The sequence below is a fragment of the Terriglobus saanensis SP1PR4 genome, assembly GCF_000179915.2.
In the GTDB taxonomy this organism is placed as follows: domain Bacteria; phylum Acidobacteriota; class Terriglobia; order Terriglobales; family Acidobacteriaceae; genus Terriglobus; species Terriglobus saanensis.
Genome location: NC_014963.1, coordinates 762,495 through 787,197, shown reverse-complemented (window position 1 = coordinate 787,197; position 24,703 = coordinate 762,495). Strand labels below are relative to the sequence as shown.

Annotated in this window: 16 protein-coding genes; 10 read left to right on the top strand and 6 right to left on the bottom strand. The window is 60.5% G+C overall.

What is annotated here, in order from left to right; translation table 11 throughout:
• Positions 1-44: 44 nt before the first annotated feature.
• Positions 45-1,283: a NupC/NupG family nucleoside CNT transporter gene (locus ACIPR4_RS03220; RefSeq protein WP_013567214.1), complete on the bottom strand. Its 1,239-nt coding sequence runs from the start codon at positions 1,281-1,283 to the stop codon at positions 45-47.
• Between the two features lie 78 nt (positions 1,284-1,361).
• On the opposite strand from ACIPR4_RS03220, the gene ACIPR4_RS03215 reads away from it, so the two are divergent.
• From ACIPR4_RS03215 to ACIPR4_RS03205, 3 genes are read left to right on the top strand one after another with little or no spacing between them, the layout of a single operon-like run.
• Positions 1,362-3,059 carry a hybrid sensor histidine kinase/response regulator gene (locus ACIPR4_RS03215; protein ID WP_013567213.1) on the top strand — a complete coding sequence of 566 codons (1,698 nt, stop codon included), beginning with the start codon at positions 1,362-1,364 and terminating at the stop codon, positions 3,057-3,059.
• A 26-nt stretch (positions 3,060-3,085) separates the two neighbouring features.
• Positions 3,086-3,463 (top strand): response regulator, encoded by a 378-nt coding sequence (locus ACIPR4_RS03210; RefSeq protein WP_013567212.1) that lies wholly within the window; start codon positions 3,086-3,088, stop codon positions 3,461-3,463.
• A gap of 17 nt (positions 3,464-3,480) precedes the next feature.
• The gene (locus ACIPR4_RS03205) at positions 3,481-3,828 is read left to right on the top strand and encodes an Hpt domain-containing protein (RefSeq protein ID WP_013567211.1); all 348 of its coding nucleotides are present in this window, start codon (positions 3,481-3,483) and stop codon (positions 3,826-3,828) included.
• 179 nt (positions 3,829-4,007) lie between these two features.
• On the opposite strand, the gene ACIPR4_RS03200 is transcribed toward ACIPR4_RS03205, so the two are convergent.
• Both ACIPR4_RS03200 and ACIPR4_RS22895 read right to left on the bottom strand, forming a co-directional pair.
• Positions 4,008-5,516 (bottom strand): glycoside hydrolase family 88 protein, encoded by a 1,509-nt coding sequence (locus ACIPR4_RS03200; protein WP_013567210.1) that lies wholly within the window; start codon positions 5,514-5,516, stop codon positions 4,008-4,010.
• A 44-nt stretch (positions 5,517-5,560) separates the two neighbouring features.
• Complete coding sequence (locus tag ACIPR4_RS22895) at positions 5,561-8,965, bottom strand: DNRLRE domain-containing protein (RefSeq protein WP_222829258.1); 3,405 nt, start codon at positions 8,963-8,965, stop codon at positions 5,561-5,563.
• A 228-nt stretch (positions 8,966-9,193) separates the two neighbouring features.
• On the opposite strand from ACIPR4_RS22895, the gene pgm reads away from it, so the two are divergent.
• The 4 genes from pgm to ACIPR4_RS03175 all read left to right on the top strand — a co-directional run bounded on the left by pgm (position 9,194) and on the right by ACIPR4_RS03175 (position 16,050).
• Positions 9,194-10,837 carry a phosphoglucomutase (alpha-D-glucose-1,6-bisphosphate-dependent) gene (gene pgm, locus ACIPR4_RS03190; RefSeq protein WP_013567208.1) on the top strand — a complete coding sequence of 548 codons (1,644 nt, stop codon included), beginning with the start codon at positions 9,194-9,196 and terminating at the stop codon, positions 10,835-10,837.
• Between the two features lie 346 nt (positions 10,838-11,183).
• Positions 11,184-11,372: a hypothetical protein gene (locus tag ACIPR4_RS03185; RefSeq protein ID WP_013567207.1), complete on the top strand. Its 189-nt coding sequence runs from the start codon at positions 11,184-11,186 to the stop codon at positions 11,370-11,372.
• 24 nt (positions 11,373-11,396) lie between these two features.
• The gene (locus ACIPR4_RS03180) at positions 11,397-12,506 is read left to right on the top strand and encodes a YeiH family protein (protein ID WP_013567206.1); all 1,110 of its coding nucleotides are present in this window, start codon (positions 11,397-11,399) and stop codon (positions 12,504-12,506) included.
• Positions 12,507-12,774: 268 nt separating this feature from the next.
• Complete coding sequence (locus tag ACIPR4_RS03175) at positions 12,775-16,050, top strand: TonB-dependent receptor (protein ID WP_013567205.1); 3,276 nt, start codon at positions 12,775-12,777, stop codon at positions 16,048-16,050.
• A 71-nt stretch (positions 16,051-16,121) separates the two neighbouring features.
• Here the strand turns inward: ACIPR4_RS03175 and ACIPR4_RS03170 are convergent, their stop codons facing one another.
• Positions 16,122-17,402, bottom strand: coding sequence for a glycosyltransferase (locus ACIPR4_RS03170; protein WP_041585898.1), 1,281 nt, complete (start codon positions 17,400-17,402; stop codon positions 16,122-16,124).
• A 230-nt stretch (positions 17,403-17,632) separates the two neighbouring features.
• On the opposite strand from ACIPR4_RS03170, the gene ACIPR4_RS03165 reads away from it, so the two are divergent.
• Positions 17,633-20,164: a 2-oxoglutarate dehydrogenase E1 component gene (locus ACIPR4_RS03165; protein WP_013567203.1), complete on the top strand. Its 2,532-nt coding sequence runs from the start codon at positions 17,633-17,635 to the stop codon at positions 20,162-20,164.
• A 68-nt stretch (positions 20,165-20,232) separates the two neighbouring features.
• On the top strand, positions 20,233-20,556 hold the full coding sequence (locus ACIPR4_RS03160; RefSeq protein ID WP_013567202.1) for a hypothetical protein: 324 nt from the start codon (positions 20,233-20,235) through the stop codon (positions 20,554-20,556).
• A 93-nt stretch (positions 20,557-20,649) separates the two neighbouring features.
• Here the strand turns inward: ACIPR4_RS03160 and ACIPR4_RS03155 are convergent, their stop codons facing one another.
• Both ACIPR4_RS03155 and ACIPR4_RS03150 read right to left on the bottom strand, forming a co-directional pair.
• Entirely contained in the window at positions 20,650-22,302 is a 1,653-nt protein-coding gene (locus ACIPR4_RS03155) for a GDSL-type esterase/lipase family protein (RefSeq protein ID WP_013567201.1), read from the bottom strand.
• Between the two features lie 145 nt (positions 22,303-22,447).
• The gene (locus tag ACIPR4_RS03150) at positions 22,448-23,455 is read right to left on the bottom strand and encodes an AraC family transcriptional regulator (RefSeq protein WP_013567200.1); all 1,008 of its coding nucleotides are present in this window, start codon (positions 23,453-23,455) and stop codon (positions 22,448-22,450) included.
• Between the two features lie 155 nt (positions 23,456-23,610).
• Between ACIPR4_RS03150 and ACIPR4_RS03145 the strand changes: the two genes are divergently transcribed.
• Positions 23,611-24,504, top strand: coding sequence for an SDR family oxidoreductase (locus ACIPR4_RS03145; protein ID WP_013567199.1), 894 nt, complete (start codon positions 23,611-23,613; stop codon positions 24,502-24,504).
• Positions 24,505-24,703: the final 199 nt, after the last annotated feature.

The window sequence follows — 24,703 nt, the reverse complement described above, 5'->3', positions numbered from 1 at the left end:
TCACCATCCAATATTGATCGCTGACCCGCTGACTAGCTGATTCGCTATTTCAGCAGAAGACTCACAATGCTCGCCGACATCAGGTTCGCCATCGTTCCCGCCAGCAGAGCGCGCAATCCCAGTTTCGCCAGTTCATTGCGGCGTCGCGGAATCAGCGCTCCAATGCCGCCGATCTGCATGCCCACCGAACCAATGTTTGCAAACCCACATAACGCAAACGTGGCAATCGCTAACGTCCGCGTGCTCACCGCGCCCGCCTTCGCCATCGCTCCAAGCTGCTGATACGCGATGAACTCATTCAAGACCGCGCGTGTGCCGATCAGGTTGCCGACCATCGGCGCATCTTTCCACGGAATCCCGATCATCCACGCCACCGGTGCGCAGAAAAATCCGAGCACTGCATTGATCGAATGGGGAAACCGCACCCCATGCGCCCAGCTGAAGTTGCTGATCCCCAGCATGATGCCGTTGAGCAAACCCACCAGCGCCAGAAAGCTCAACAGCATGATCGCCACGTTGAACGCCAGCTGACCACCATCGATCGTGCCTCGCGCAATGGCGCCGATAAAGTTGTCTTCCTTATGCTCTTCGTTCTTCGGAATCGTCACCGTTCCCGCCGTGGCAGGAACCTCCGTCTCCGGCACCAGCATCTTGCTCAGAAGGATCGTTCCAGGGGCCGTCATGATCACGGCGCTCAACAGGTCCTGCGCGCGAATGCCGTAGAAGATATACGCCGCCATAATGCCGCCTGAGACATGCGCCATACCGCTGGTCATGATCGTCATCAGCTCAGAGCGCGTCGCTCCATCCAGAAAAGGCCGGATCGTCAGCGGCGCTTCCGTCTGTCCCATAAAGATCGAAGCGGCTACATTCGTGGACTCAGCGCCCGACGTCCCCATCGTCCACTGCATCAGCCACGCCACCCAGCGAATGATGATCTGCATCAAGCCGATGTGGTAAAGCACTGCAAAAAAAGCAGATACAAAAATAATTGTAGGCAGAACCTCAAACGCAAACACGCTCATCGGCCCCGGTGCGCCCATGTAGCCGAAGACGACCCTCGATCCGTCTACCGAATGCCCCAACAGCGACGTGATGATCGCCGATCCCTTTTGCAGCACTAACTGCCCAAAAGGGAACTTGATCACCAGAATCGCAAAGAAAACCTGTAATCCCAGTCCCCAGAGGACGGTCCGCCACTTGATCGCGCGCCGGTTGGTCGACAGCAGGTAAGCAACCGCCAACAGGACAGCAAGTCCGATCAATCCGGTAAAACGGGCCAAGTTGCCGCCTCCATAAATAATTTCGGGAACGTGGCAAGTGTATATCGGTGCCTCCCCTTTCAAACTACCTGGGGTACCATGCTCCTATCTATGCGGGCTGGCCTCCTCTTCGCGATCGTCACCCTGGCTGCCTTAGCGGCGGTCCTGCTCTTCCTGTTGTCGCGGGAAAAGAAGAGACACCGTGCCACGCTCGAAGCCTTCGACCTCGCCAAACACGAGCACATCGAACAGATGTCCTCCCGAACGCATCTTGACGACGTCAAGAACGAGTTCATCTCGACTGTCTCCCACGAACTGCGCACGCCACTGACCAGTATCCGCGGCGCGCTCGGCCTGCTCTCCGCCGGTCTTCTTGGGAACAATGACCCAAAAGCCCAGAATCTACTGCGCATTGCGCTTACCAACACCGACCGCCTTATTCGTCTCATTAACGACATCCTCGACCTGGAACGCATTCAGTCCGGACGGTCTCCGCTGCGTACCTCGGCCTGCTCTCTTTCGACCATCCTGGAACGTTCGGTGGATGATCTGATGCCTCTTGCCACCGAGGCCCATGTCCACATCGAGTTGAGTGCCCCTGCAGATCTCTCCAGCGGCATCCAGGCCGATCCGGACCGCATCGGTCAGGTGGTCACCAACCTTCTCTCCAATGCCATCAAGTTCTCCGATCCCGGTTCCTCCATCCGCATCAAAACCGAGATTCATGCGACCACCATTCTGCTGCGTGTGATCGACGCCGGACGCGGCATCCCCGAGGGCAAACTCGACCTTATCTTCGACCGCTTTCAGCAGGTGGAACCCTCCGACTCCAGGCAAAAAGGCGGTACCGGTCTCGGCCTGACGATCTCGCGCGGCATCGTCCAGCAGCACGGCGGTCGCATCTGGGCAGAGCAGAACGAAGGCCCGGGAGTCACCTTCTTCGTTGAGCTTCCCAGATCCAAGAGCGCTCCGCCGGTCTTCGAGTCGACACCTCTCGCCATGCCGCCCACCTCCGACGGTCGCGCCATGGTGCTCGTCTGCGATGACGACGCCAGCGTTCGCGCAATTGTTCGCCTGCAACTCGAACTGCACGACTACATCGTGGTGGAAGCCGCGCGTGGCGAACAGGCGGTCGCCTTCGCCGCGCAGCATCCCGTCAGCGCGATCCTCCTCGATCTGCACATGCCCGGTCTCTCCGGTTGGGAGACCCTGCAGAAACTGCGCAACACGCCCGCCACCTCCCATATCCCCGTCGTCATCCTCACCGTGACCCCCCCGGAGACCCGTTCCCCCATGGACCCGCCTACGCAGGGCTGGATCCAGAAGCCCTTTCATGAAGAGTTTCTCCTCAGCGAACTCTCCCGCGTCTTAGAGAACACCAGCGCTGTGCCCTGCATCCTCCTCGTGGAGGACGATCTGGACTTCGCCGAAGTCGTCCGCATCGGATTTCAGAACACCGGCGTCAACGTTCACCACGTCTCCACCCTTCAGGAAGCGGTGGAATACTGTGCCCTGAGCCGCCCGCACGTGCTTTTGCTCGATCTCTCCCTTCCCGATGGCGATGGGTTCTCCCTCATTCGCACCCTCCGCGAAAACGACGACCTGCGCTTCCTTCCCATCGTCGTCTACTCCGGCCGCGACTTTACGGACCAGGAAAAATCCGGCACACACCTCGCCCCCACCCACTTCCTCACCAAGGCCGGGGTCCATCCCCACGAGGTCCAGTCCCTTGTGCTCGCCATGGTGGGCCGTCAGACACTTTCCCAACAACCCCCGCTGACTCCTGAATCCCTTTAGGCATCTCAAGCCTTAGAAAGACCCCGATGCCTCACGTACTCATCATTGACGACGAAGACGACATCCGCGAGGTGGCGTCTCTCAGCCTCGAAACAACCGCGGATTGGAAGATCACCACCGCAAGCTCCGGCGCCGAGGGTATCCGGAAAGCCCTCGCCGAACAGCCCGACGCGATTCTCATGGATGTCATGATGCCCGGCATGGACGGCCCCACCACTTTCCGCGAACTCGCGAAGGACCCCGCCACGGCCTCCATCCCCGTCATTCTGCTCACCGCGAAGGTACAGGGAGTGGACCAGCGCCGCTTTGCAGACCTTGGCGTCGCTGCGGTCCTCTTCAAACCCTTTGACCCTCTCACCCTGGCCCAGCAGATCGCAGATACCCTCGGCTGGAAGATCGACTGAACTCCAAGGCAGACGCTATGACCCGCAATCTAATCCAAACCGAAAAAGAAAAGCTCGCCGCGCAAAAAATCGCCGCGATCTGGAAGGAAAACCGCTCCTCCTTCCGCGAACGCCTCGACCTTCTCGATCGCGCGGCCGAAGAACTCACCGAGACCCGCACTCTCGATCCTGACCTGCGCTCCGAGGTGACCTCGATCTCGCACAAACTCGCTGGCTCGCTCGGCATGTTCGGTTATCTGGAAGCCACCGCGATCGCACGCCGCATCGAACTCGATCTGGAAAACCCCGGCCTTCCCCAACCCGAACGTCTCCGCAAAGACGTAGACGCCCTGAAATCCTCCCTCGCCACCGCCCTCGAAGACTAACGATCTGTGCCCCATTCTTTCGCGGCTTTATCGCGAAAGGGTGGGGTCGCGCAGAGCGCACAAACCAGATTCGTCAGGAAAGAAAGCAGATCCCTTCGCTAACGCTGCGGGATGACAAAATCGCCTTTTTTGTCATCCCGTAGCGAAGCGAAGGGATCTGTTGTTTACCCGTGCCAAGCCTACTTACTCTGCTCCAAAGCCCACCGCGCAAGATCCTTGGCCGCAGCAAACTGGTCCCACTCCGCAGGCAACTTCCGTCCATCCGTGTACTCGTTATAGAGCCACGGATCGACCACGGCATACACCGTTCCCTTGCCGTACTTGGCGACCGCCATATAAACCTCGCCAGAGTTATGCAGCATGTCGCGCAGCACAGGCACCGCCGGGGCCTGCGTGGAGATTGTGCAGATCTCCTTCATATACGCGTTGTGCGCATCGCGAAAGACACCCGTCGTTCCCGCAGGAATCACAACCTTGCCCTGCTCGTACTTGCTGCCCTCGACCGTATTCCGAAGCACAGCGTTCAGATGAATCCCGAAGCGCTCCGTAATCCCGTTGAAGTGCTCGAACTCCGCATTGGTGCCATCGTTCTGCATCACCAGCAACACGCCACCCGCATTCACCCATCCGGCAACCGCCTCGGCATCGGCGCTATCCGCATAGTTCGGCTTCGGATTCTTGGAAGGAATATCCGGGGACGCGATGATGTAGACCTTCACGCCCTTCAGACTCTCGGCCGTCGGTTTACCCACGGTCGTCAGCTGCGCGCCATAACGCTCAAACGCGCGGCCAAAGAACGAGAAGCCGCTGTTCGCGTCATCATCCCACTTATAGTGAAACGACCCGTCCGCTCCATTCGGTCCCTTGCGCATCTGCGAGTTGAACCACGCATCGATCCCAACCGTCTTGCCCTGCTCCGTGAGCGCGGTCGCACTCTGGTCAAGCTCGCTCGAAAGCAGCATCGCCGCTCCCGCCTCGCGCAGGTCCTGCCCCTTCGCATCCACACCCGCATCGCCGCGCAGCTTCGTGGCCGACTTCAATGTAGCCGCCTCGATCTTCTGCGGCAGCAGCCCCATCCTTACCGCCTTCAACAGCGCATAGCTCCGCAGACGTTCGCCGACGACGCCGGACGCAGAAGTCTTCTCCGCAGCACGCTGCAATGCGGAGATTAAATCCGCGCGCTCTGCCGCATTCGCAGGTAGAAAGTCGATCCCATCCACCAGCGCAGCCAGCCGCCACGCAGAGGTGTCAGCCGACGCAAAAGCCTGCTTTACCTCGGCATAATTCTCATGCGCCGTGGCCGTGTACGCCGCCAGAAAAGTCGCCGCAAAATACATCTCTTCCGGAGACGCCGGCTTCGCCCCGGCAAGCCCCTCATGAATCGCCGTCGCGGCCTTCCAGTACTTCGCCTCCAGCGTCACGCGATAAAGCGTCACCACCGGAACGCCCATCGCTACGGCATCCGCACCCGTAACATCCAGCACGCCGTCCGCCGTCAGATGCTTGTCCACCGCCTGCTTCACCAGTTTGAAGTCGCGACCATCCGCAGTAGCATGCCACTCCGCAATCACGCCATCCAGCATCAAGGCCTGCGCGGCCACCGACCCCGGCGCCTCGGCCGTCTGCGCCACTCCACAAACACTCACACCACACAAAACACCCAAGGCCACCGTGCGCAATACCTTCATTCCATTGCTCCTGTACTTTCCCAACAGCATAGCCGTTCTGCCAACTACTGGCAGACAAAGGAGCTCCACACAAATGTAGAGGTACTCGTTCCCGGAACAATCTTGAGGTCGATAAAGCTCCCCGCAGGCAGCGCACCCGGTCCCGGACAAGCCGTCGTCTTTCCGGCCAGCGCAGTACAGGTCGTCACCCCTGAAGCGAGCGCCATGGCTCCCGGCGCAGTGCCTGTACGGATGTCTACGCTGGCACTCGTTGTTGCGGAGTTGTAGATATCCACCGCGTTCACCGTGCATGCCTGCCCGAGATACCCCAGCACGGTCGAGGTCTCGGTACTCGCCTTCAGATCTGCCATAGGTGAGTAGAAGACATTGGCTCCCACACCGCCCGTAACCGTATGGATCGAGGAGTACGCCGCACCTCCTGCGCTCGCGCCGCCGCCTGCTGGAAGAACGAAGTTCAACACTGCCGCCGAAGACGTTCCTGAGTTCGTCACCGCCGCTGTTCCGGTCGTCACGCTTCCGATCGATACAGTCGCCGCACTTCCGCTCGGCCCCGCTGGTCCCACATCTCCTGTGGCACCTGAAGTTCCCTCAGCCGCAAGCACCGCCCAGTGCCCCGCGGAAGCAGACACATCGCTCGCCGGATTCACGTTCGTGTTCGACGTCAGTGCAAGATACGACGTCCCATTGAGGGTCACAGCATCGCTCGCCGAATACTGGTTTGCACCGCTCCACGCTCCGCGATAGGTCATGCCCACCGCGCCCGTTGCGCCCGCAGATCCAGCAGGGCCAGCGGGGAGAGTGAAGTTCAACACAGCGGCATTCTGTGTTCCCGAGTTCGTAACGCTTGCGGCAGCACCGCTCGTCACGCTTCCAATCTGCACTGTCGCAGCCCCCGCTTCTCCTGGAGTTCCCTGTTGAGCCAATACCGCCCAGTTCGACCCGCCCGCAGCTACATCGTCGGCTGGATTCGTTTCACTATTCGCAGCGACTGCAAGATAGCTCGAACCGCCAAAGCTCACCGCATCATGCAGCGCATATCCCGTAGCAGCATTCCACGCTCCCTTGTAATTCAGACCTGCATCACCGGTAGCTCCGCGTGCTCCCTGCGGAATAGCAAAGTTCAACACAGCGGCACTCGCCGTCCCCATATTCTGCACAGAGACTGGCGTTCCCGCAGCCCCCGTGTTCACACTCCCCACCTGCACCGTTGCTGCCGTTCCGTTGCTTCCATTCAACCCGTTGACGCCCGCAGTTCCCGCAGCCCCGACATCCCCTTTCGCAGAAAGCAAAGCCCACTGCGTCACGCCGGAAAAACCAGGCGTATTGCCGACGTTGCCATCCACCAGCGAGACATAGCTCGAACCATCCAAAGCAACTGCATCCCCCAGGGCATAGTTCGTCCCGGAGACATACGTTCCCATCCACTGAAGCCCGCGCGCGCCCACCGCTCCGGTTGCGCCAGCATCCCCTTTTGCGCCCTGTGGCCCCTGCTGGCCGGTCGCGCCCGTTGCCCCGGTAGGACCGGCAATGCCTTGTGGTCCCGGATCTCCTCGAACGCCCTGCGGCCCAGTCGCTCCCACAGCCCCGATCGCCCCAGCAACTCCCTGAAGTCCCTGCGGACCAGCCACTCCCGCATCTCCCTTCGCCGCCATCAACGACCACTGTGTGGCACCAGACGCTCCCGGCGTATTCCCTTGGTTGCTGGCGAACAGCGATATCCAACTCGAGCCGCCAAAGGTCACCACATCGTGCAGCGCATAGTTCACCGTCGCGTCATATGTCCCGATAAACCTCGCCCCCGCCTCGCCCTGCGAGCCTGTGAGCCCTTGCGGCCCAGTCAACCCGGTCAACCCGGCCTCGCCCTGCAGACCGCGCGGCCCCTGCGGCCCGACAGCGCCAATCTCGCCCACCTGCCCCTGCGCTCCCTGCGCGGCCAGCAGCGTCCACCACAGCGGACTCGCATCCGGCGGATTGCCAGCGTTACTGGCCGCAATGGACAACCAGCTCTGCCCCTGCCAGGCCACAGCATCGTTCAAGGCATAATTCGTGCCGGACACGTACGCTCCGCGCCAGGTCAACCCGACCGGCCCCGGCTCGCCCCTGTCTCCTTTTGCTCCCGTCGCCCCCAGGGCTCCCTCTGCTCCCGGAATCCCCTGCGGCCCTTGCGCCCCCGGAGGTCCCGTTTGGCCGGGCAGACCACGCTCTCCCTGCGCACCGAATTGCCCCTGAATGCCCTGAGGACCCTGCGGACCCGTCGCTCCAGCCACTCCCGGCACACCCTGCGGTCCAGTCGACGTCAGCATCCCCCAGAACTCTGGGGATAAATTCGGCGTGTTGCCATGATTGGCCTCAGTCAACGAAGCCCAGCTCTCCCCCTCCCAAAGCACCACATCGCCCGCCGTGTAGTTCGTCGTGGACTGATACGTCCCTTGGTACACAAAGCCCGGCCTCCCCGTGGCACCCGTCAGACCCTGCGGCCCCTGGAGGCCCGTGGCACCCGTCTCTCCCCGAAATCCTTGCGGGCCTTGCAGGCCCTGAGGTCCGGTCGCGCCCGGAACTCCCTGTTCCCCGACCGCCGCTGGAACCAGCACGGCCCACTGCGACGGTGAAAAACTAGGCGTATTGCCATGGTTCGAATCCACCGTCGAGATCCATGCGGAGTTGAGCCAAGTGACCACATCGTTCACGGCATAGTTCTGGGCCGAGTCATACGCCCCACGAAACTTTGCCCCCGCATCTCCTTTACCCCCTTGCAGCCCCATGGGTCCGGCAGGCCCTTGCACTCCAACCGGCCCAGATGCACCCGGCGCTCCCGTAAGGCCCTGCGGCCCCATCAAACCCTGCTGTCCATCCAGACCCCGAGGCCCCTGGATGCCCTGCGGCCCCTGCGCTCCGGTCGCGCCCTGATCGCCCTTGGGGCCAGTCGCCCCACTGTTCACCAGGGCGATCTCCAGCACCGCCGGATGCGCCGTGTCGTCGTTCTCCTTGCTGTCGAAGACCGCGCTCGCGCTACCCGCGGAGAGCGCCAGCCCAAAGTTCTTCGCAGGCGCGGCCACCCACTGCTGCACCAGCGCCGTGACATCCGCGGTCACAAACTGCTCCGGCTGCGCGACCGGAAAAGACTCAACCACAGAGTTCAATGAAGGAATCGAAGCGAAGGTCACGTCGCTCTCTGTCCACATCCCACTGACCGCCTGCACGGTGATCGTCCCCGCAACGTCCACGCGATTCGCATACAAACGCAGGGTCGCCCGCGCAATCTGTGCCGCTCCCGTTCCACTCGGAAGAGCACCAAGATCGAACTGGAGCAGACTCGTCGCTCCGCCACCCACATACAGGTTGGAGAGGGCGCCATAATTTGTAGTGGAGTGAACGCTCGTGACCTCTGCGTCCGCAATCAGCGTCGCCTGCTGAGCGACTCCGCGCAGAGCGCACCCTATCAGAGACACCAGGATCAAACACCTGGAGACAGCTACTTTCAAAAGTTTGGCCTACCTGATCAACGATCGCTACTCAGAGATGCACGCCGCCGTCCTGTGCCATGGACGGATTTTGCTTCCAGCAGTGTAATTGCAAAAATTAGCCCAACTACGCGAAAACGATCTTCCATCACAGTCAGCCCGTCCCGCTTGCCCGTCCTTTGCCGTATTCTTTCCAAGCAAACGGAGACACGAAACATGAGCCTGAACCCTAACGCCGGGAAATTGCCCTCACCGGCATCGCTCGCGAACCTTCCTCGCCTCACCTCGGAGTACTTCGCCATCCTTCCCGATGTGGAACAGCCAGCGCAGCGCGTCGCCTTCGGCACCTCGGGCCATCGCGGTTCGGCCCTCCTTGGCAGCTTCAACGAGCAGCACATTCTTGCGATTACTCAAGCTATCTGCGAGCACCGCGCGGGCGAAAAGATCGACGGTCCCCTCTTCCTCGCCATGGATACGCACGCCCTCTCCGAGCCTGCCTTCATCTCCGCTCTCGAAGTCCTCGCAGCCAACGGCGTCACCACCCTCATCGACAGCGAGCGTCGCTACACCCCCACGCCCGCCCTCTCGCACGCCATCCTTACCTACAACCACGGCAGGGCGACAGGCCTCTCTGACGGCATCGTCATCACGCCCTCGCATAATCCTCCCGTCGATGGCGGCTTCAAGTACAACCCGCCCAACGGCGGCCCTGCGGACACCAACGTCACCAAGTGGGTCGAAAATCGCGCGAACGATCTCCTCCGCGCCCACCTCGAAGGCGTAAAGCGCATCACCTTCCAGAAGGCGATCAACGCCTCCACCACGCAGAAGCACGACTTCCTCTCCGAGTATGTCGGCCATCTGGAAGACGTGCTCGACCTCGACATCATCCGCTCCTCCGGTCTCTCCTTCGCCGTGGATCCCCTCGGCGGCGCGGGCGTGGACTACTGGCCGCGCATCGCCGAGCAGTACAAGCTTCCCCTCACCGTCCTCTCCACCGAGGTCGACCAGACCTTCCGCTTCATGACCCTCGACTGGGACGGCAAGATCCGCATGGACTGCTCCTCGCCCTACGCCATGGCCAGCATGATCGCGAAGAAGGACAAGTTCGACGTCGCCTTTGCCTGCGACACAGACCACGACCGCCACGGCATCGTCGCTCGCTCCGTCGGCCTGCTGAACCCCAACCACTACCTCGCCGTGGCTATCCAGTACCTCTTCACCAACCGCTCGGGATGGGGCAAGGACGCCGCCATCGGCAAGACCCTCGTCTCTTCCTCGATGATCGACCGCGTCGCCGCTGGCATCGGTCGCAAGCTCCTGGAAGTTCCCGTGGGCTTCAAGTGGTTTGTGGATGGCCTCATGGACGGTTCCTTAGGCTTCGGTGGAGAAGAATCCGCAGGCGCCAGCTTCCTCCGCAAGGACGGCGGCCCCTGGTCCACCGACAAGGACGGTCCCATTATGGGCCTGCTCTCCGCCGAGATGACCGCACGCACGGGCAAAGACCCTGGCCAGCTCTACGCCGACCTCACCGCGAAGTACGGCGAGCCCGTCTACCAGCGCATCGACGCCGCAGCCACACGCGAAGAGAAAGCCAAGCTCAGCAAGCTCTCGCCGGAACAGGTCAAGGTAAAGGACTTGGCCGGAGAACCGATCACCCAGGTCCTCACCAACGCCCCCGGAAACGGCGCGGCCATCGGCGGCCTGAAGGTCGCCACGGAGAGCGGCTGGTTCGCCGCCCGCCCCTCCGGCACGGAAGACGTCTACAAGATCTACGCCGAGAGCTTCAAGGGCGAAGACCACCTGAAACAGATCCAGACGGAAGCCAAGGCTCTCGTGGACGCAGCACTGGCGGGTTAAACCGCCAGCGCTGCCGTTCGCGCACTTTCACGGCCCTGTGAAAGAAAAATCGCCCACGCCGGAATCTTCCCCAATCTTGACGCATCTACTCCACAAAGGTATTTTTATTACAGTGTTGACCAACTCCATCGCGATCTGTAGCTGTTGCCCCTGTTGTACGGGGACACTCTGTCGCGTCGGTTGTTGTTGTCTGTAGTAAGTCGAGCCTCACACACTCGCCCCAGACATAAGAGCATCCCACCCACGCACAGAGCCAAACGGCAGCGTGGGTTTTCTCTTTCTGGAACCCTCCCCACCGCAGGCCACACAGTTACAGGCCTCACCCATTCGGATTCAGGAGTCAGCAATGCCCTACACCACCACAGCCGATCTCACCGCAGCACGCGTTTCGCGTTTTGACGCTGTCAGCCAGCCCAAGGTCGCCACAATCGGCCACAAGTACGGTTCCGCGCAGATCGACATGCTGGCGATCGGCATCGCGCTTACCCTCGCGATCCTCATTCGCCTCAACATCATCCCGAGCATCGGGTTCTAACAGGAGCACACTCGCTCCTCCACCATGTCCCCTTCCGCCACACTAGAGCGCAATCAACACGGCCACGCTACGCAGGATGTCTCTGAGGGCGGGAGCGGCTTTCTTCGCCTTCTGCCCGGCATGGCTCTGCTCTTTGGGATCGGTCTTCTCGGCAAACTGATGGAGACGCTCGGCCGCAATCTACAGGCCCGCAATATCTACTTCCCGCACATGGAGTACGTTCTCTGGGCCATCATCCTGGGCCTTCTGATCTCCAATACCATCGGTGTTTCAAAGATCTTCGCCCCCGGCGTTGCCACCTACGAACTCTGGCTCAAGCTCGGCATCGTCCTCGTCGGCGCTAAGTTTCTCTTCAACGACATCCTGCATCTGGGCGGCCTCTCGCTCTTCCTGGTCTTCATTGAGCTGGCGCTCTCGCTGAGCTTCATGACGCTGCTGGGCAAAATCTTCGGTCTTCCGCCTAAACTCACCTCGCTCCTCGCCATCGGCAGCTCCATCTGCGGCGTTACCGCCATCATGGCCGCACAGGGCGCGATCGAGCCGGACGAAGAAGACACCTCCACCGCCATCGCCGCCATCTTGATGCTCGGCGCCATCGCCCTCTTCACCTTTCCGCTCATCGGCCACGCGCTCCATATGACCCAGCAGGCCTATGGCATGTGGACCGGCCTCGCCGTGGACAATACCGCCGAAGCCACCGTCACCGGCGCGCTCTACGGCGAAGAGGCCGGACGCTTTGCCGTTCTCGCCAAGACTGCCCGCTCGGCCTTCATCGGCTTCGTCGTCCTTGGCTACGCGGTCTACTGGTCGTCCAAGGGCAAGGCACCGAACGTTAAAAACAAGGCGCTCTTTCTCTGGCAGAAGTTCCCCAAGTTCATCCTCGGCTTCCTCGCGATCTCGGTCCTCGCCACAGCAGGCTTCTTCACCAAAGGGCAGCTCACCAGCCTTTCGAACCTCTCACGCTGGGCCTTCCTTCCCGCCTTCGCCGGTGTCGGCCTGCGCACCCAGCTACGCGACCTCGTCGGACAGGGCTGGCGTCCCATCGTCGTCGGCGTCCTGGGCGAGATCGCCATCGCGCTGATCACCCTCGGTCTCGTCTTCTGGGCATACCACTCCCTCGGAGCTGGCCGATGAGGACCACCTTTTTGTCATCCCGTAGCGAAGCGAAGGGATCTGCTTTTCCTTCCCAAGACGCCACGAAAAACCTGCGTAACCCCGTGCCCCATTCTTTCGCGGCAGTATCGCGAAAGAATGGGGTCGCGCGGAGCGCACAAACGGATGCCTGTTGTCACCCGACGACGCCCTGTTGTCGCTAAGTAAAACCCGCAACTCCTCAACAAACAAAAAATAGAAGCCCTCAAAAGCGCACACCCGCGCGCACCATCCCGCGTATAGGAACACCATGAAAGCCTTAGCCAGAATCGCACTCGCAGCACTCGTCACCACCCTCAGCCTCCACGCCCAGGTCGTTGGCGGCTCCGTAGAAGGAACCGTCACCGACGCCTCAGGAGCCACCGTCTCCGACGCGCACGTCAACGTGCGCAACACAGAAACCGGCAACCAGCGCGACCTCACCACACGGGCCGACGGCCACTTCAACGCGCCCTCCGTCCCCGTCGGGACATACACCATTACGGTAGAAAAGCAGGGCTTCCAGACGGCGCACAGATCCGGGATCGGCCTGGTCATCGGCCAGAGCATCACCGTCGATCTCTCGCTTGCCGCCGGCGAAGTCGCGCAGCAGGTCGATGTGACGGACACGCCTCCCGCCGTCAACCTCAGCACGCAGCAGACCTCGGGTCTCGTCGACGAACGCCAGATCAAGCAGCTTCCCCTCAACGGTCGCAGCTACGACCAGCTCATGACGCTCAACCCCGCCACGGTGAACTACAGCGGCCAGCGCGCTGGCTCCATCGGCACCTCGAACTCCTCCGTGGGTAATATGTTCTCCGTCTCCGGTCATCGTCCGCAGGACAATCTCTTCCTCCTCAACGGCATCGAGTACACCGGGGCCTCGCTCATCAACGTCACCCCTGGCGGCACCAGCGGCCAACTCCTCGGCGTCGAAGCCGTGCGCGAGTTCAACGTCGTCGCCGACGACTACGGTGCAAACTACGGCAAGCGCCAAGGCGCGCAGATCTCCATCGTCACCCTCTCCGGCACCAATAAGCTGCACGGTTCGGCCTACGAGTTCTTCCGCAACTCCGTCCTCGATGCCCGCAACTACTTCGACCAGCCCAATGCCACCAAGCGCCTGCCCACCTTCCAGCGCAACAACTTCGGCGCTTCGCTCGGCGGTCCCATCCTGCGCGACAAACTCCTTCTCTTCGCGAACTATGAAAGCTATCGCCAGAACCTCGGCCTCTCCGATGTCACCCTCGTTCCCGACGCGCGTGCACGCCAGGGCTTTCTTCCCAACGGCACTGGTGGAGAGACCTTCGTCGGTGTGAATCCCGCCGTCGCTCCCCTGCTTGCCCTCTGGCCCACACCCAACGGTCCCTCCATCGGCTCCGGTATCGCCAAGGCCTTCTCCTCGCCCATTCAAAACATTCGCGAAAACTTCGGCACAACGCGCTTCGACTGGAACCAGTCTCCGCGCGATCTCCTCTTTGCCGTCTACACGGTCGACGACTCCGACGCCACTACGCCTTCGGCAAACCCGCTCTCCTCCATCTACGAGACGATCCGCGAACAGGTGGTCTCCGTGCAGCAGCAGCACGTCATCACGCCGAACTTCCTCAATACCGCACGCCTCGGCTTCTCGCGCGCTTCCTTCTTCTTCAACGGCATCGTCACGACGAATGACAACAGCAATCCGACGCCCTTCGTCATCGGAAAACAGGTTGGGGCCATCGTCATCGCAGGCTCGACCGCCTCCAACGGACAATCGCAGGTCACGCAGGCTGGCGCGAACGTCGGCAGCAACAACGCCACCGCGCGCAACCTCTATACCTTCGACGACCATGTCTTCTACTCGCGCGGTCGGCACCAGATAGAAGTCGGCGGCCTCGTCCAGTGGGTGCAGTCCAACGACAACCTCGCGCAGAACCAGGCCGGACAAGCCGCTTTCACCAACTTAACGACCTTCCTGCAAGGTACCGTCGCCACCTTCTCCGTCGTGCCATCGCCGACGCGTCTCAACTGGCGCTCGTGGCAGGGCGCGGGCTACGTCGAAGACACATGGAAGCTCACGCGCCGCTTCGAGCTGCGCAGCGGCGTACGCGTCGAAAGCACCAACGGCTGGAACGAAGCCCATGGCCGCGCCGCGAACTATCTCTTCACAAATGGCGTGATCGACACCAACCCCACCGTCTCCTCCAGCGGCCTCACCACCAACAACGCAAAGTTCCTGCCCAGCCCGCGTGTCGGCTTCTCCTATGACGTCTTCGGCAATGGGCACACCGCGTTGCGCGGAGGCATCGGTGTCTACCGCTCGCTGCTCGACACGCTCAACTACCGCTTCGATCAGGCCGCCCCCTTCAACACCACCGTGCAGTTGAAAAACGTCGCCGTCTCTTCGCTCGCCATCTCGCCCAACACGCCCGCACCTGCTGGCAGCAAGATCTCGCCCTCCAACACTCAGCCCGACCTCAAGACACCAACGCTCCTGAGCTGGACGCTGCACCTTGAGCAGCAACTGACGCCCACAACGTCGCTCACAATCGGCTACGTCGGCTCACGCGGCAATCACCAGATCCTCTCGGGAGACACCAACGAACCCGCGAACGTCCTCTGCCCGTCCAGCGCCTGCCCCTCGGGTCTCGCCAACGGAACCATTTATTACCCGACCAATGTCTTCGCAAACCCGAACGTAGCCAACACAACCAGCTGGTTCTCCGGTGGCAACATTCTCTACAACGCGCTCACCGTGGATCTGCACCGCCGCTTCGCCAACGGTCTCCAGCTTCGTGGTGTCTACACGTGGTCGAAGAACCTCGACAACGGCTCGGCGTGGAATACGTCAGTCTCTTCCAACACCCCGGCCTTCGTGAGCGTGCCCAACGTCAGCCGCCTCGACTGGGGTCCCTCCGCCGCCGATGTGCGCAACCTCGCCGCGATCAACGGCAGCTACGATCTGCCCTTCGGCAAAGGCCGCCGCTTCGCCAACTCCAACCGCCTCGCCTCCACGACGCTCGGCGGCTGGACGGTCTCCACCATCATCACGGCACAGACCGGTTTCCCTTTCTCGCCACAGCTTGGCTACAACCCCACCGGCTCAGGAGACTCGCGTAACCCCGTCCGCCCCAACGTGAACCCGAACTTCCACGGCAATCTCTACCCGCACTCCGTCACGCAGTGGTTCGACCCCACCGCCTACATCGCACCATTCTCGAAGCTTTCGGGAACGACCGTCACCGCGGGCGCCGTCGGCAACGCAAGCCGCGACTCACTCATCGGCCCCGGCCTGACGACGGTGGATCTTTCACTGGCCCGCACCACACCGATCGGCGAGCGTCTCCGCGCCCAGTTCCGCGTAGAGGCGTTCAACCTCCTCAACCACTCCAACTTCGCCACACCGAACGCCGTCATCCTGGCCTCCGCGCCAACTTACGCCGCCTCCACGGCCCAGCCGACCGCCGCACAGGTCATCGCAGCCACCTCCCCCACCGCTGGCGTCATTACAGCCACCTCTACCACCAGCCGCCAACTGCAGCTCAGCCTCAAACTCCTGTTTTAGTTCTCTAAAGCAAAGGGAAAACCCCATGGGCCTCACCGGCACATGGGGTTTTTCTTTTGCACCTCGCGAGACTACCTCTTTGAATTTGCTACCAGGCTTTCCGCGACTTCCCCGATCGTCCGCAGAGCGTCGTAGTGGGCGAAACTCGCCTGCAGCTCTCGCGCTTTCTGCCGAAATGCCTTCTCTTTCAGAACGGTAAACACCGCCTCGTGAATCTGCTCCTTCGAGGGGCTACTTGTGGCGAGATTGAGCCCCGCCCCGGACTGAGCGACACGATGTCCGACGATTAGCTTTTCTTCCGTTATACCGGCCACAATAACGGGAACGCCAAACGCCAGGGCCTGCTGCACACCATTGAATCCACCATTCGTCAGAAAAACATCCGTTTTGGGCAGAATGGATTCGTAAGGCAGATATCGCTCAATATGAATATTCGGTCCATTCGGAAGAGAATGACCATTCCTTCCGCCTTGGGTCACCACAAGATCGAGTTCTTCGTGCTGCAACGCCTCCAGGGCAGGTCTGATCAACTGGTCAGGATCGAGATTAGCGATGCCTCCCTGCGATACAAACACCACAGGTTTCTGGCCCTCCAGTTGGCTCAGCCAACCCGGCGGCGTATACGTCCCGCCCTCCTCAGAAGGAAGTGGGCCGATGAATCGAAAGTTCCGAGGATAGTCAGAGGAGGGAAAGTCAAACTCCGCTGTACCGAGTTGAAGAAACGCATCGGGTAGTGTGTACAGAAGATTCAAGGTAAACCCTCCGGGCACCTCCAATCCAAGCGCTGCCAGCGCGCTGTCGATATGCGCCCGTCCAGGCGCTGTCAGATCGTTAAACTTCCGTCTCTCGGTTTCATTTCGGCGAAGCCCGTCGGGAGACGCGTCATAACCGGTAAAAGGAGAACTTTCCCGGAGACTGAGGAGTGGGGCCACCATCCCGATGGAGATCAGAGATGGCCGTCTGGACCCGGAATCCAGCAATAAGGGAAGCGCGCCAAAGAAGATCGGATCGACGAAGATGAGATCCATGGGATCATTCTGGAGAATTTGTTTGAGACTCTCATACTCCTCCGGCATGAGGCTGCTTACAAATTTCATATAACCATTCAGTGAAAGTGGATAGCTCTGCTCCGCGGCAAGCTCCGGAAACAGCTTGGTCCGCTCGCGATAGTCGTGGTTGGCGATCCCCGATAAGGGAAGGAAGCGGACGCCGCTTCCGGCAAGCAGGTCCTCAAAAACCGATGAGGTCAAAAAGGTTACTTCGTGCCCCTGGTTACGGAGGTACTTCGCTATACGGACGAGGGCGTTGACGTGGGCGGGAGACGGGTGAGCGGCCATAAGAATACGCATCATGATGGTTAATACCGAGCAACGAGTGCATATTCCCATGGCCGCCTGCTACATTGCGACAAGGCGAGAGTTTGACCAGCTGGCCGCTGACTCGCTGCTTCTCGTGCGCTAACCGCCCACCCTGTGCGTTAACCGCCACGCCCCGGCTCTCAATCGGCTACCATAGAAGAACGGCATCGACCCTCAAGCGGAGCCCTCCCTGCAGGCCTCCCGCATCATGCCGATGAGGAAGTATGGCCATCAAAACCCCGCCGCAGAAGCCGTCCGCAAAAACCACAACCAAAGCTGCAACCCTGGCCCCCTCCGGCTCCACGCGCGAGACCGTCTTCGAGATCTTCCGCCGCTGGGGCTACCTTCAGGCCACGCTCGATCCACTCCAGCAATATCTCCCCGCTGAGCCTTTTCCCATCGACGTTCCCGAAGGCGACGAAGCCACCCAGCTCGCACAGGAAGCGCGCGGCTATTACTGCGGCAACATCGCCCTGGAGTTCTCGCACATCGCTTCCCCTGAGAAGCGCCAATGGCTGCAGGAACAGATGGAGCAGCCCACCGCAGCGACCAAAGAGCAGCAGGCGCATACGCTTACGCAGCTCATCAAGGCCGACCTCTTCGAACAGGTGATTCAGCAGCGCTACCTCGGCACCAAGCGCTTCTCGCTCGAAGGCCTGACGGCGCTTATCCCGTATCTCGATCGCACCTTTGAAGTCTCCGCCGAATTCGGCGTCGAGCGCTCTACTTTTGCCATGTCGCATCGCGGTCGCCTCAACGTGATGGTCAACACCGTCGGCCGCAGCGCCGCGGAGATCTTCACCAAGTTCGAAGACGTCGATCCCCGCAGCACCCTCGGCGGCGGTGACGTGAAGTACCACATGGGCGCGACCGGCACGTACACCTCGCCCACGGGCAAAACGGTCGGCCTGCATCTCGCCTCGAACCCCTCGCACCTTGAAGCCGTCGATCCCGTCGTGATGGGACGCGCGCGCGCCAAGCAGATGCGCATTGGCGACGAAGGCACCTGTAAGATCCTTCCCCTCATCATCCACGGCGATGCGGCCTTCGCCGGACAGGGCATCTGGGCAGAGACGCTCGATCTCGCCACCATCTACGGCTACCAGGTCGGCGGAACGATCCAGGTTGTGGTGAACAACCTCCTCGGCTTCACCGCAGAGCCGCAGGAGTCCAACTCCTCGCGCTTCTCCACCGACATCGCCAAGCGCCTTCCCATCCCGATCTTCCACGTCAACGCGGAAGATCCCGACGCTGTCGTTCGCGTTGCCGAGATCGCCGCGAAGTATCGCGCGAAGTTTGCCTCCGACGTCGTCGTCGATCTCGTCGGGTACCGCCGTCATGGCCACTCTGAAGTGGATGATCCCACGGTCACGCAGCCGCGCCGCTACGCCCGCATCAAGGAGACCGCGCCGCTCTACCAGAGCTACGCGAAGACCATCGGCACCGACGCTTCTGCCGAGATCAAGCAGATCCAGGACTCCTTCCTCGAAGACCAGCGCCGCGGCAAGGAAGCCGAGCAGATCCCGCATCTCTCCGAGTTGCCGACCTACTGGGAGCCGTACAAGGGGGGTTATCTCGACGAATCCAACAACGTGCAGACTGGCCTCGATGCTTCTGCAGTAAAAGCGCTCGTGCAGCAGCTCACCAGCTATCCCGCAGACTTCCATATCCATCCCAAGGTGAAGGCGCTCCTCAAGCAGCGTGAAGAGATGGGCGCGGGAACGCGCTCCTTCGACTACGGCATGGCCGAGCTCGTCGCTTACGCTTCGGTACTCAAGACCGGTACGCCCGTCCGCCTCTCCGGTCAGGACTCGCAGCGCGGCACCTTCAATCAGCGCCACTCCGTCTTCGTCGACACCGAGACCGAGCTGCGTTACTCGCCGCTGCAGCACCTCAACGAGGGCCAGGGCCGCTTCGAGGTCTACAACTCCATGCTCTCGGAAGCCGCAGTCCTGGGCTTCGAGTACGGCTACGCGCGCGACTATCCCGAAACGCTCACCCTCTGGGAAGCGCAGTTCGGCGACTTCGCCAACGGCGCACAGATTATCATCGATCAGTTCATCGCGGCAGGCGAAGCCAAGTGGCATCTCCTCTCCGGTCTCGTCATGCTTTTGCCGCATGGCTACGAGGGCCAGGGACCGGAGCACTCCTCCGCACGCATCGAACGCTACCTGCAGCTCTGTGCCACAGACAACATGATCGTCGCGCAGCCTTCGAACGCCGCGCAGTACTTCCACCTGCTTCGCCGCCAGGCGCTGTCCCCGTTCCGCAAACCACTCATCGTCTTCACACCGAAGAGCATGCTGCGCCACCCGGATGCTGTTTCGCCCATCGCAGACTTCGCCGCTCCGCAGTTCCAGAACGTGCTCGCGGACAACGAAGCGAAAGACCCGAAGCGCATCCTGGTCTGCTCCGGCAAGATCGGTCACAACCTCCGCGTTGAACGTGCCAAGCGCGGAGACTACTCGACCGCCATCGTCTTCGTCGAGCAGCTCTACCCCTGGCCGGAAAAAGAGATCTCCGCCGCGCTCGAGCAGTACCCCAATGCGGAAGAGATCGTCTGGGTTCAGGAAGAGCCAGCCAATATGGGTCCGCTCACCTATGCTCTGCCCCTGTTGAAAAAAGATGCTGGCAACCGCCGCGTCCTATCCATCAAGCGCTCCGCCGCTGCTTCACCAGCAACCGGCTCCGCAAAGGCGCACGAGCTTGAAGAGCGAGCGCTCATCGAACTCGCCCTCGGTGCATCGAGCAAATAACCAGTCACTGCCTGGAAACCCTCGGCAGAAACTGCCGAGGGTTTCTACTTTAAGAAGAGAGCCCTACCATGAAGATCTTCCTCTTCGTACTCGCCGCAACCATCCTCGAAGCAACCGGGGATGCCGTTCTGCGCGTTGCATTGCATCATCCCTCGCTGCCGATACGCATTGCTCTCTTCGTCTTTGGAGGCGCACTGCTCACGGCCTACGGCACTTCTCTCAATCTGGCTCCCGTTGAGTTCGCAGCCGTCACGGGGATGTACATCGCAACGCTATTCGTCGTCTTCCAGGTAACGAACTACCTCTTCTTCCGCGCCACTCCTACGCTTCCTGTTTTGGTGGGAGGCACACTGATCGTGACTGGCGGGTTGATCGTTTCTCTCTGGCGATAACACTTCCGGAGACAGATCCGTAATGCCTAGTTACAAGCTCGGTCTCGTTGACCTACAGCAGAGGACCGAACTCAAACCAGGTTCGCGGTCCATTCAATACGTAAGGAGCTTTCTCGGAGCTTTAGCAGAAGCTCCAGTGTTGGAAGACCAGATCGGTGTGCCTGTACCCGCCGCATTCGAGTAAAGGTTCAGATTCCCGTCATCCTCTACGACAAGCGCCTGTCCGCCCGCCGCACCCCCCGCAGTGTTCGTAGAAAAGAGGATTTTGCCGGCCGCGTCCGTGACGACGAAATTGCCGTCCGCCAACAAGGTAGCCACGCCTGGGTTGTGGCCCTCCGTCCTGGTGGAGAAAACCTCAGTGTTGTTGTTATACAAAATGAGGTTTGAGTCACCTTGAAAATAGAGTTCGTTCTGACCATTGCAGGAAAAAAGTGGCTGATCGTGGATCATCCCTTCCCCCGAAAGAAATTTTCCGCACGTGGACGGCGGGGTGATGGGCGGAACGCCCGTGGGAGTAAAGAGGCCGAGGTTGACCGCGTTGGCAATGGCTACGTGCCCTGCATCGTTGGGATGCAGATGGTCTCCGAAATCGAATGCTGGGAAGTACCGCAAGGGCATCGCAGGATCCTGCGTGGCCTTTGCCTGGTCGATAATAGCGTCACAACCATTGGCAGGATTCAGATAGAAGGCATTCACCTGCTCGCGAACCGCTTCCGCTGCGGGAGTCCAATCCGTGGCAGGACGTCCTCCATTCGGTGTAAGAGTAGAGCACCAAAATTTAAGGCCCTTTGCATGTGCCTGTTGGATCAGGGGCGTGACGGTAGCAATAATTGCATCGAAGGTGGGAGGATTCGGGCCACCAAGGCTATTGATGATGTCATCAGAAAAGATGACCGCTTTGGCATTCGGCACCTGCAGAACGTCACGCATAAAGCGGTCGCCAGCTTGAGGTCCAGCCCCACCGATTACGCCATTGCCGCTGATGCCTTTATTCGCCAAGCCGACCGGCAGTCCAGCGGCGCTCAGGCGTTGGGCAAGATCGAGCACCCACCCGTGATCGTAGGTGGCCTGGTCACCCGCCGTGATGGAAGCGCCAAAAGCAACCACGGTTCCCAGGGATTGTGCATTTTGGACCTGGATGCTTGTAAGAATAAAGGGATTGGTGCTCTGAAAATAGGGAGAGATGCTAGTGTCCGCGCTCACGTCTCCGTGGGCCAGAAACAACAGAGGTCCCCTGCCATCATTGTTGAATGCCAAGTCTATCCCCGCGGGAATGCCCTGGGGAAAATAAATGCTGGTCATCACCTCAGCGTTCGCAGGCAAATTAAAGGCGACTCCGTCGCTCAAGACCGATTGGCCGGCGGGAATCGTTACCGTGCTTGCACCGCTGAAGGTCAAGGTATGGTCCGTGCCTGGAACGGTGGATGACGAAGGCGAGCCATCTGCATTCAGAATCCCTATGGCTACGTGGACATCGGCCACGACAAAGGGCTGACTGCCAAAAAGATTCGAGAGTTCAACGCGGACGGCGGTGCCACCGATATTGGTGCGAAACAACTGGCGTAAAGTCTGCTGGTTGAAGTTATCGAAGTCTGAGGTCAGGGGGCCATTATCTTCTAAAGCGTTGCTATAGGTGACCGTCCAGGGTATCGATGTTTGGGCATAAGAGCATGAAGGAATTCCGCAAAAAGCAATCGCTGCGGCTAACACTCTTAGGGAAGGGCTCAGATATTTGATCGCGCGCATAACGCCTCCTGTTTCCTTGAAACTTGGGAATGAGGCAGAATCAAGCAACCGTGCCTCTGTGTGATAACGACAGCCACGGCTGCGATTTATTCCCTCGTCCCGCGATTTCTCCGCAGTAGAGTGCGCCCAAATTGGAATTGCTCTGTTATGAGTTATTTGTATGCCGCTCGAAAGGGCCCCCAATAGCGGCCAGTTCCCTGGGATCGCGGTAGCTGGTTTCTATCGTGCTGGAAGTGTGCGTTGGGGGTATGCTTCCCCGGCTGTGTTGCCTTGGCGAACAGCCCATGATCCTTCGGAAGGCTTTCCCAAAGGCACTGTCGGATTCGTAGCCAAGGGACGAGGCAATCACGGAGATAGCATCGTCGGAATGCTTTAACTTGTCGCCAGCCAGCAACATCCGCCAACGGGTCAGGTACTCCATCGGTGTGGTCCCGACCGTCGCTTTGAACCGCAAAGCGAAGACCGAACGCGACATGCCGACACGCTCCGCCAAGTTCTGCAGTGTCCACGGATGCCCCGGATCGTCGTGCATGCAGGTGATGGCCGTGCGCATCTGTTGATCTGCCAGAGCGAAGAGCCAGCCGACGCCACCTTTTGCCCCCTCAGCCAGGTGCAGCCGCAGAGCTTGCACCAGCATCATGTAGGCAAGTTGCTGTGCCATCAAAGAGCTGCCTGGCTGCGGATTGCGCACTTCCTCCTTCATGCGTTCCAGTGACCAACGCATCGTCGCCTTGTCCGACTCTTTCCGGATATGCACGATGGGTGGCAGAAACTTTAGCAGGATGTCGGCGTGGCTGCCGGTGAGGACGAAGTAGCCGCCGACGATGTACCACTCACTCCCTTCCCTGCAGGGGACTGTGCTCTCAAATTTCCGCTCCGCGAGAAACGTGTGAAAGTCCATCGGCGTGAGGGACAGATCGGTCGTAAGGCAGAAGGGCAAGCCACGCGGCAGAAGGAAACAGTCCCCGGCCTTCAGGAGCACAGGTTCGGGAACGCCTTCCACGGAGAGCCAGCACTGGCCGGAGACCACGGCATAGCACTTGATGCCCGTGTGTTTCGGCCATTGGATGGACATGTCTCCATCCACCGCGAAGCCACCCGCGCCATAACTCTGCGGCTTCAACAACGACAACACATCTGAGAGTGGATCCATAAACCCTCCGGACGATCGAACCAGAAATGCGGACTTTCAGTGTAGATCGTATGCCGGCCGGATTCCATCTACCTAAGCACAGGGCGCGAGTGCGACCTCTCATCGGCAAAGAGAAAACGATCCAGACCTCAACTGAAGTAAAAGGAGAATTCATCATGCGTATCTTTCTCACCGGCGCCACCGGCTTTATCGGTTCCGCCCTCATTCCGGAGCTCCTCCAGGCGGGCCATCAGGTACTCGGTCTCACACGTTCGGAGGCGGGTGCTCAGGCTCTCCTCGCTGCCGGAGCCGAGGTGCATCGCGGCAATCTCGAAGACCTGGAAAGCCTGCGCAGCGGAGCGGCCAACTCCGACGGCGTCATCCACTGCGGCTTCAATCACGACTTCTCGAAGTTCATGGAGAACTGCGAGAATGACCAGCGCGCGATTGAGGCGATGGGCTCCGTGCTTCTTGGCTCCGACCGCCCTCTGGTCATCACCTCCGGGACCGGCATGGGAAACGAGGCTCCCGGCCAACCCGCGACCGAAGACCACTTCAACCCCAACCACCCGAATCCTCGTAAAGCTTCCGAACTCGCAGGCGCGTCGATGCTGGAACGCGGAGTCAACGTTTCAGTGGTGCGTCTCCCTCAGGTCCACGACCCGGTGAAACAGGGCCTCATTACCTATTCGGTCGCGATAGCCCGCGAAAAGGGTGTATCAGCGTATATCGGTGACGGTCTGAATCGCTGGCCAGCGGTGCACATTCTCGATGCTGCCCGTCTTTACAGGCTGGCGTTCGAGAAGCGCCAGGCAGGTAGCCGGTATCACGCGGTCGCCGAAGAAGGAGTAGCGAATCGGGACATCGCCGAGGTCATTGGCCGAGGCCTGAAGGTGCCGGTGGTCAGCCTGTCTCCGGAGGAAGCTCCAGCTCACTTCGGTTGGCTGGCGCAGTTCGCCGCTTTCGACATGCCAGCGTCCAGCGCGCTGACCCAGGAACGACTGGACTGGCATCCGACGGGTCCCGGACTGATCTCCGATCTCGAAAAGATGGAGTACTTCCCTGCTTGAAGGTATGCGTACCTGCGGCTCCTTTGGATCCGCAGGTACGCATACGATAACCGAGGCTTACTTTGGTCGATCGCGCGTTCTTACAGTAAAGAGAGCTGTGACCTTCCAGTAAATTAACTTGCCCCTTTGTTCTCCCCTTTTGAAGATGACCGTATAGGGCGTTTCTTGCTTCTTAGTCACAGCGCAGAATTCAGGGAGC

Coding starts and splice junctions, on each gene's coding strand:
- ACIPR4_RS03215 (WP_013567213.1), top strand. CDS start 1,362: ATGCTCCTATCTATGCGGGCTGGCCTCCTCTTCGCGATCGTCACCCTG.
- ACIPR4_RS03210 (WP_013567212.1), top strand. CDS start 3,086: ATGCCTCACGTACTCATCATTGACGACGAAGACGACATCCGCGAGGTG.
- ACIPR4_RS03205 (WP_013567211.1), top strand. CDS start 3,481: ATGACCCGCAATCTAATCCAAACCGAAAAAGAAAAGCTCGCCGCGCAA.
- ACIPR4_RS03200 (WP_013567210.1), bottom strand. CDS start 5,516: ATGAAGGTATTGCGCACGGTGGCCTTGGGTGTTTTGTGTGGTGTGAGT.
- pgm (WP_013567208.1), top strand. CDS start 9,194: ATGAGCCTGAACCCTAACGCCGGGAAATTGCCCTCACCGGCATCGCTC.
- ACIPR4_RS03185 (WP_013567207.1), top strand. CDS start 11,184: ATGCCCTACACCACCACAGCCGATCTCACCGCAGCACGCGTTTCGCGT.
- ACIPR4_RS03180 (WP_013567206.1), top strand. CDS start 11,397: ATGTCCCCTTCCGCCACACTAGAGCGCAATCAACACGGCCACGCTACG.
- ACIPR4_RS03175 (WP_013567205.1), top strand. CDS start 12,775: ATGAAAGCCTTAGCCAGAATCGCACTCGCAGCACTCGTCACCACCCTC.
- ACIPR4_RS03170 (WP_041585898.1), bottom strand. CDS start 17,402: ATGATGCGTATTCTTATGGCCGCTCACCCGTCTCCCGCCCACGTCAAC.
- ACIPR4_RS03165 (WP_013567203.1), top strand. CDS start 17,633: ATGGCCATCAAAACCCCGCCGCAGAAGCCGTCCGCAAAAACCACAACC.
- ACIPR4_RS03160 (WP_013567202.1), top strand. CDS start 20,233: ATGAAGATCTTCCTCTTCGTACTCGCCGCAACCATCCTCGAAGCAACC.
- ACIPR4_RS03155 (WP_013567201.1), bottom strand. CDS start 22,302: ATGCGCGCGATCAAATATCTGAGCCCTTCCCTAAGAGTGTTAGCCGCA.
- ACIPR4_RS03150 (WP_013567200.1), bottom strand. CDS start 23,455: ATGGATCCACTCTCAGATGTGTTGTCGTTGTTGAAGCCGCAGAGTTAT.
- ACIPR4_RS03145 (WP_013567199.1), top strand. CDS start 23,611: ATGCGTATCTTTCTCACCGGCGCCACCGGCTTTATCGGTTCCGCCCTC.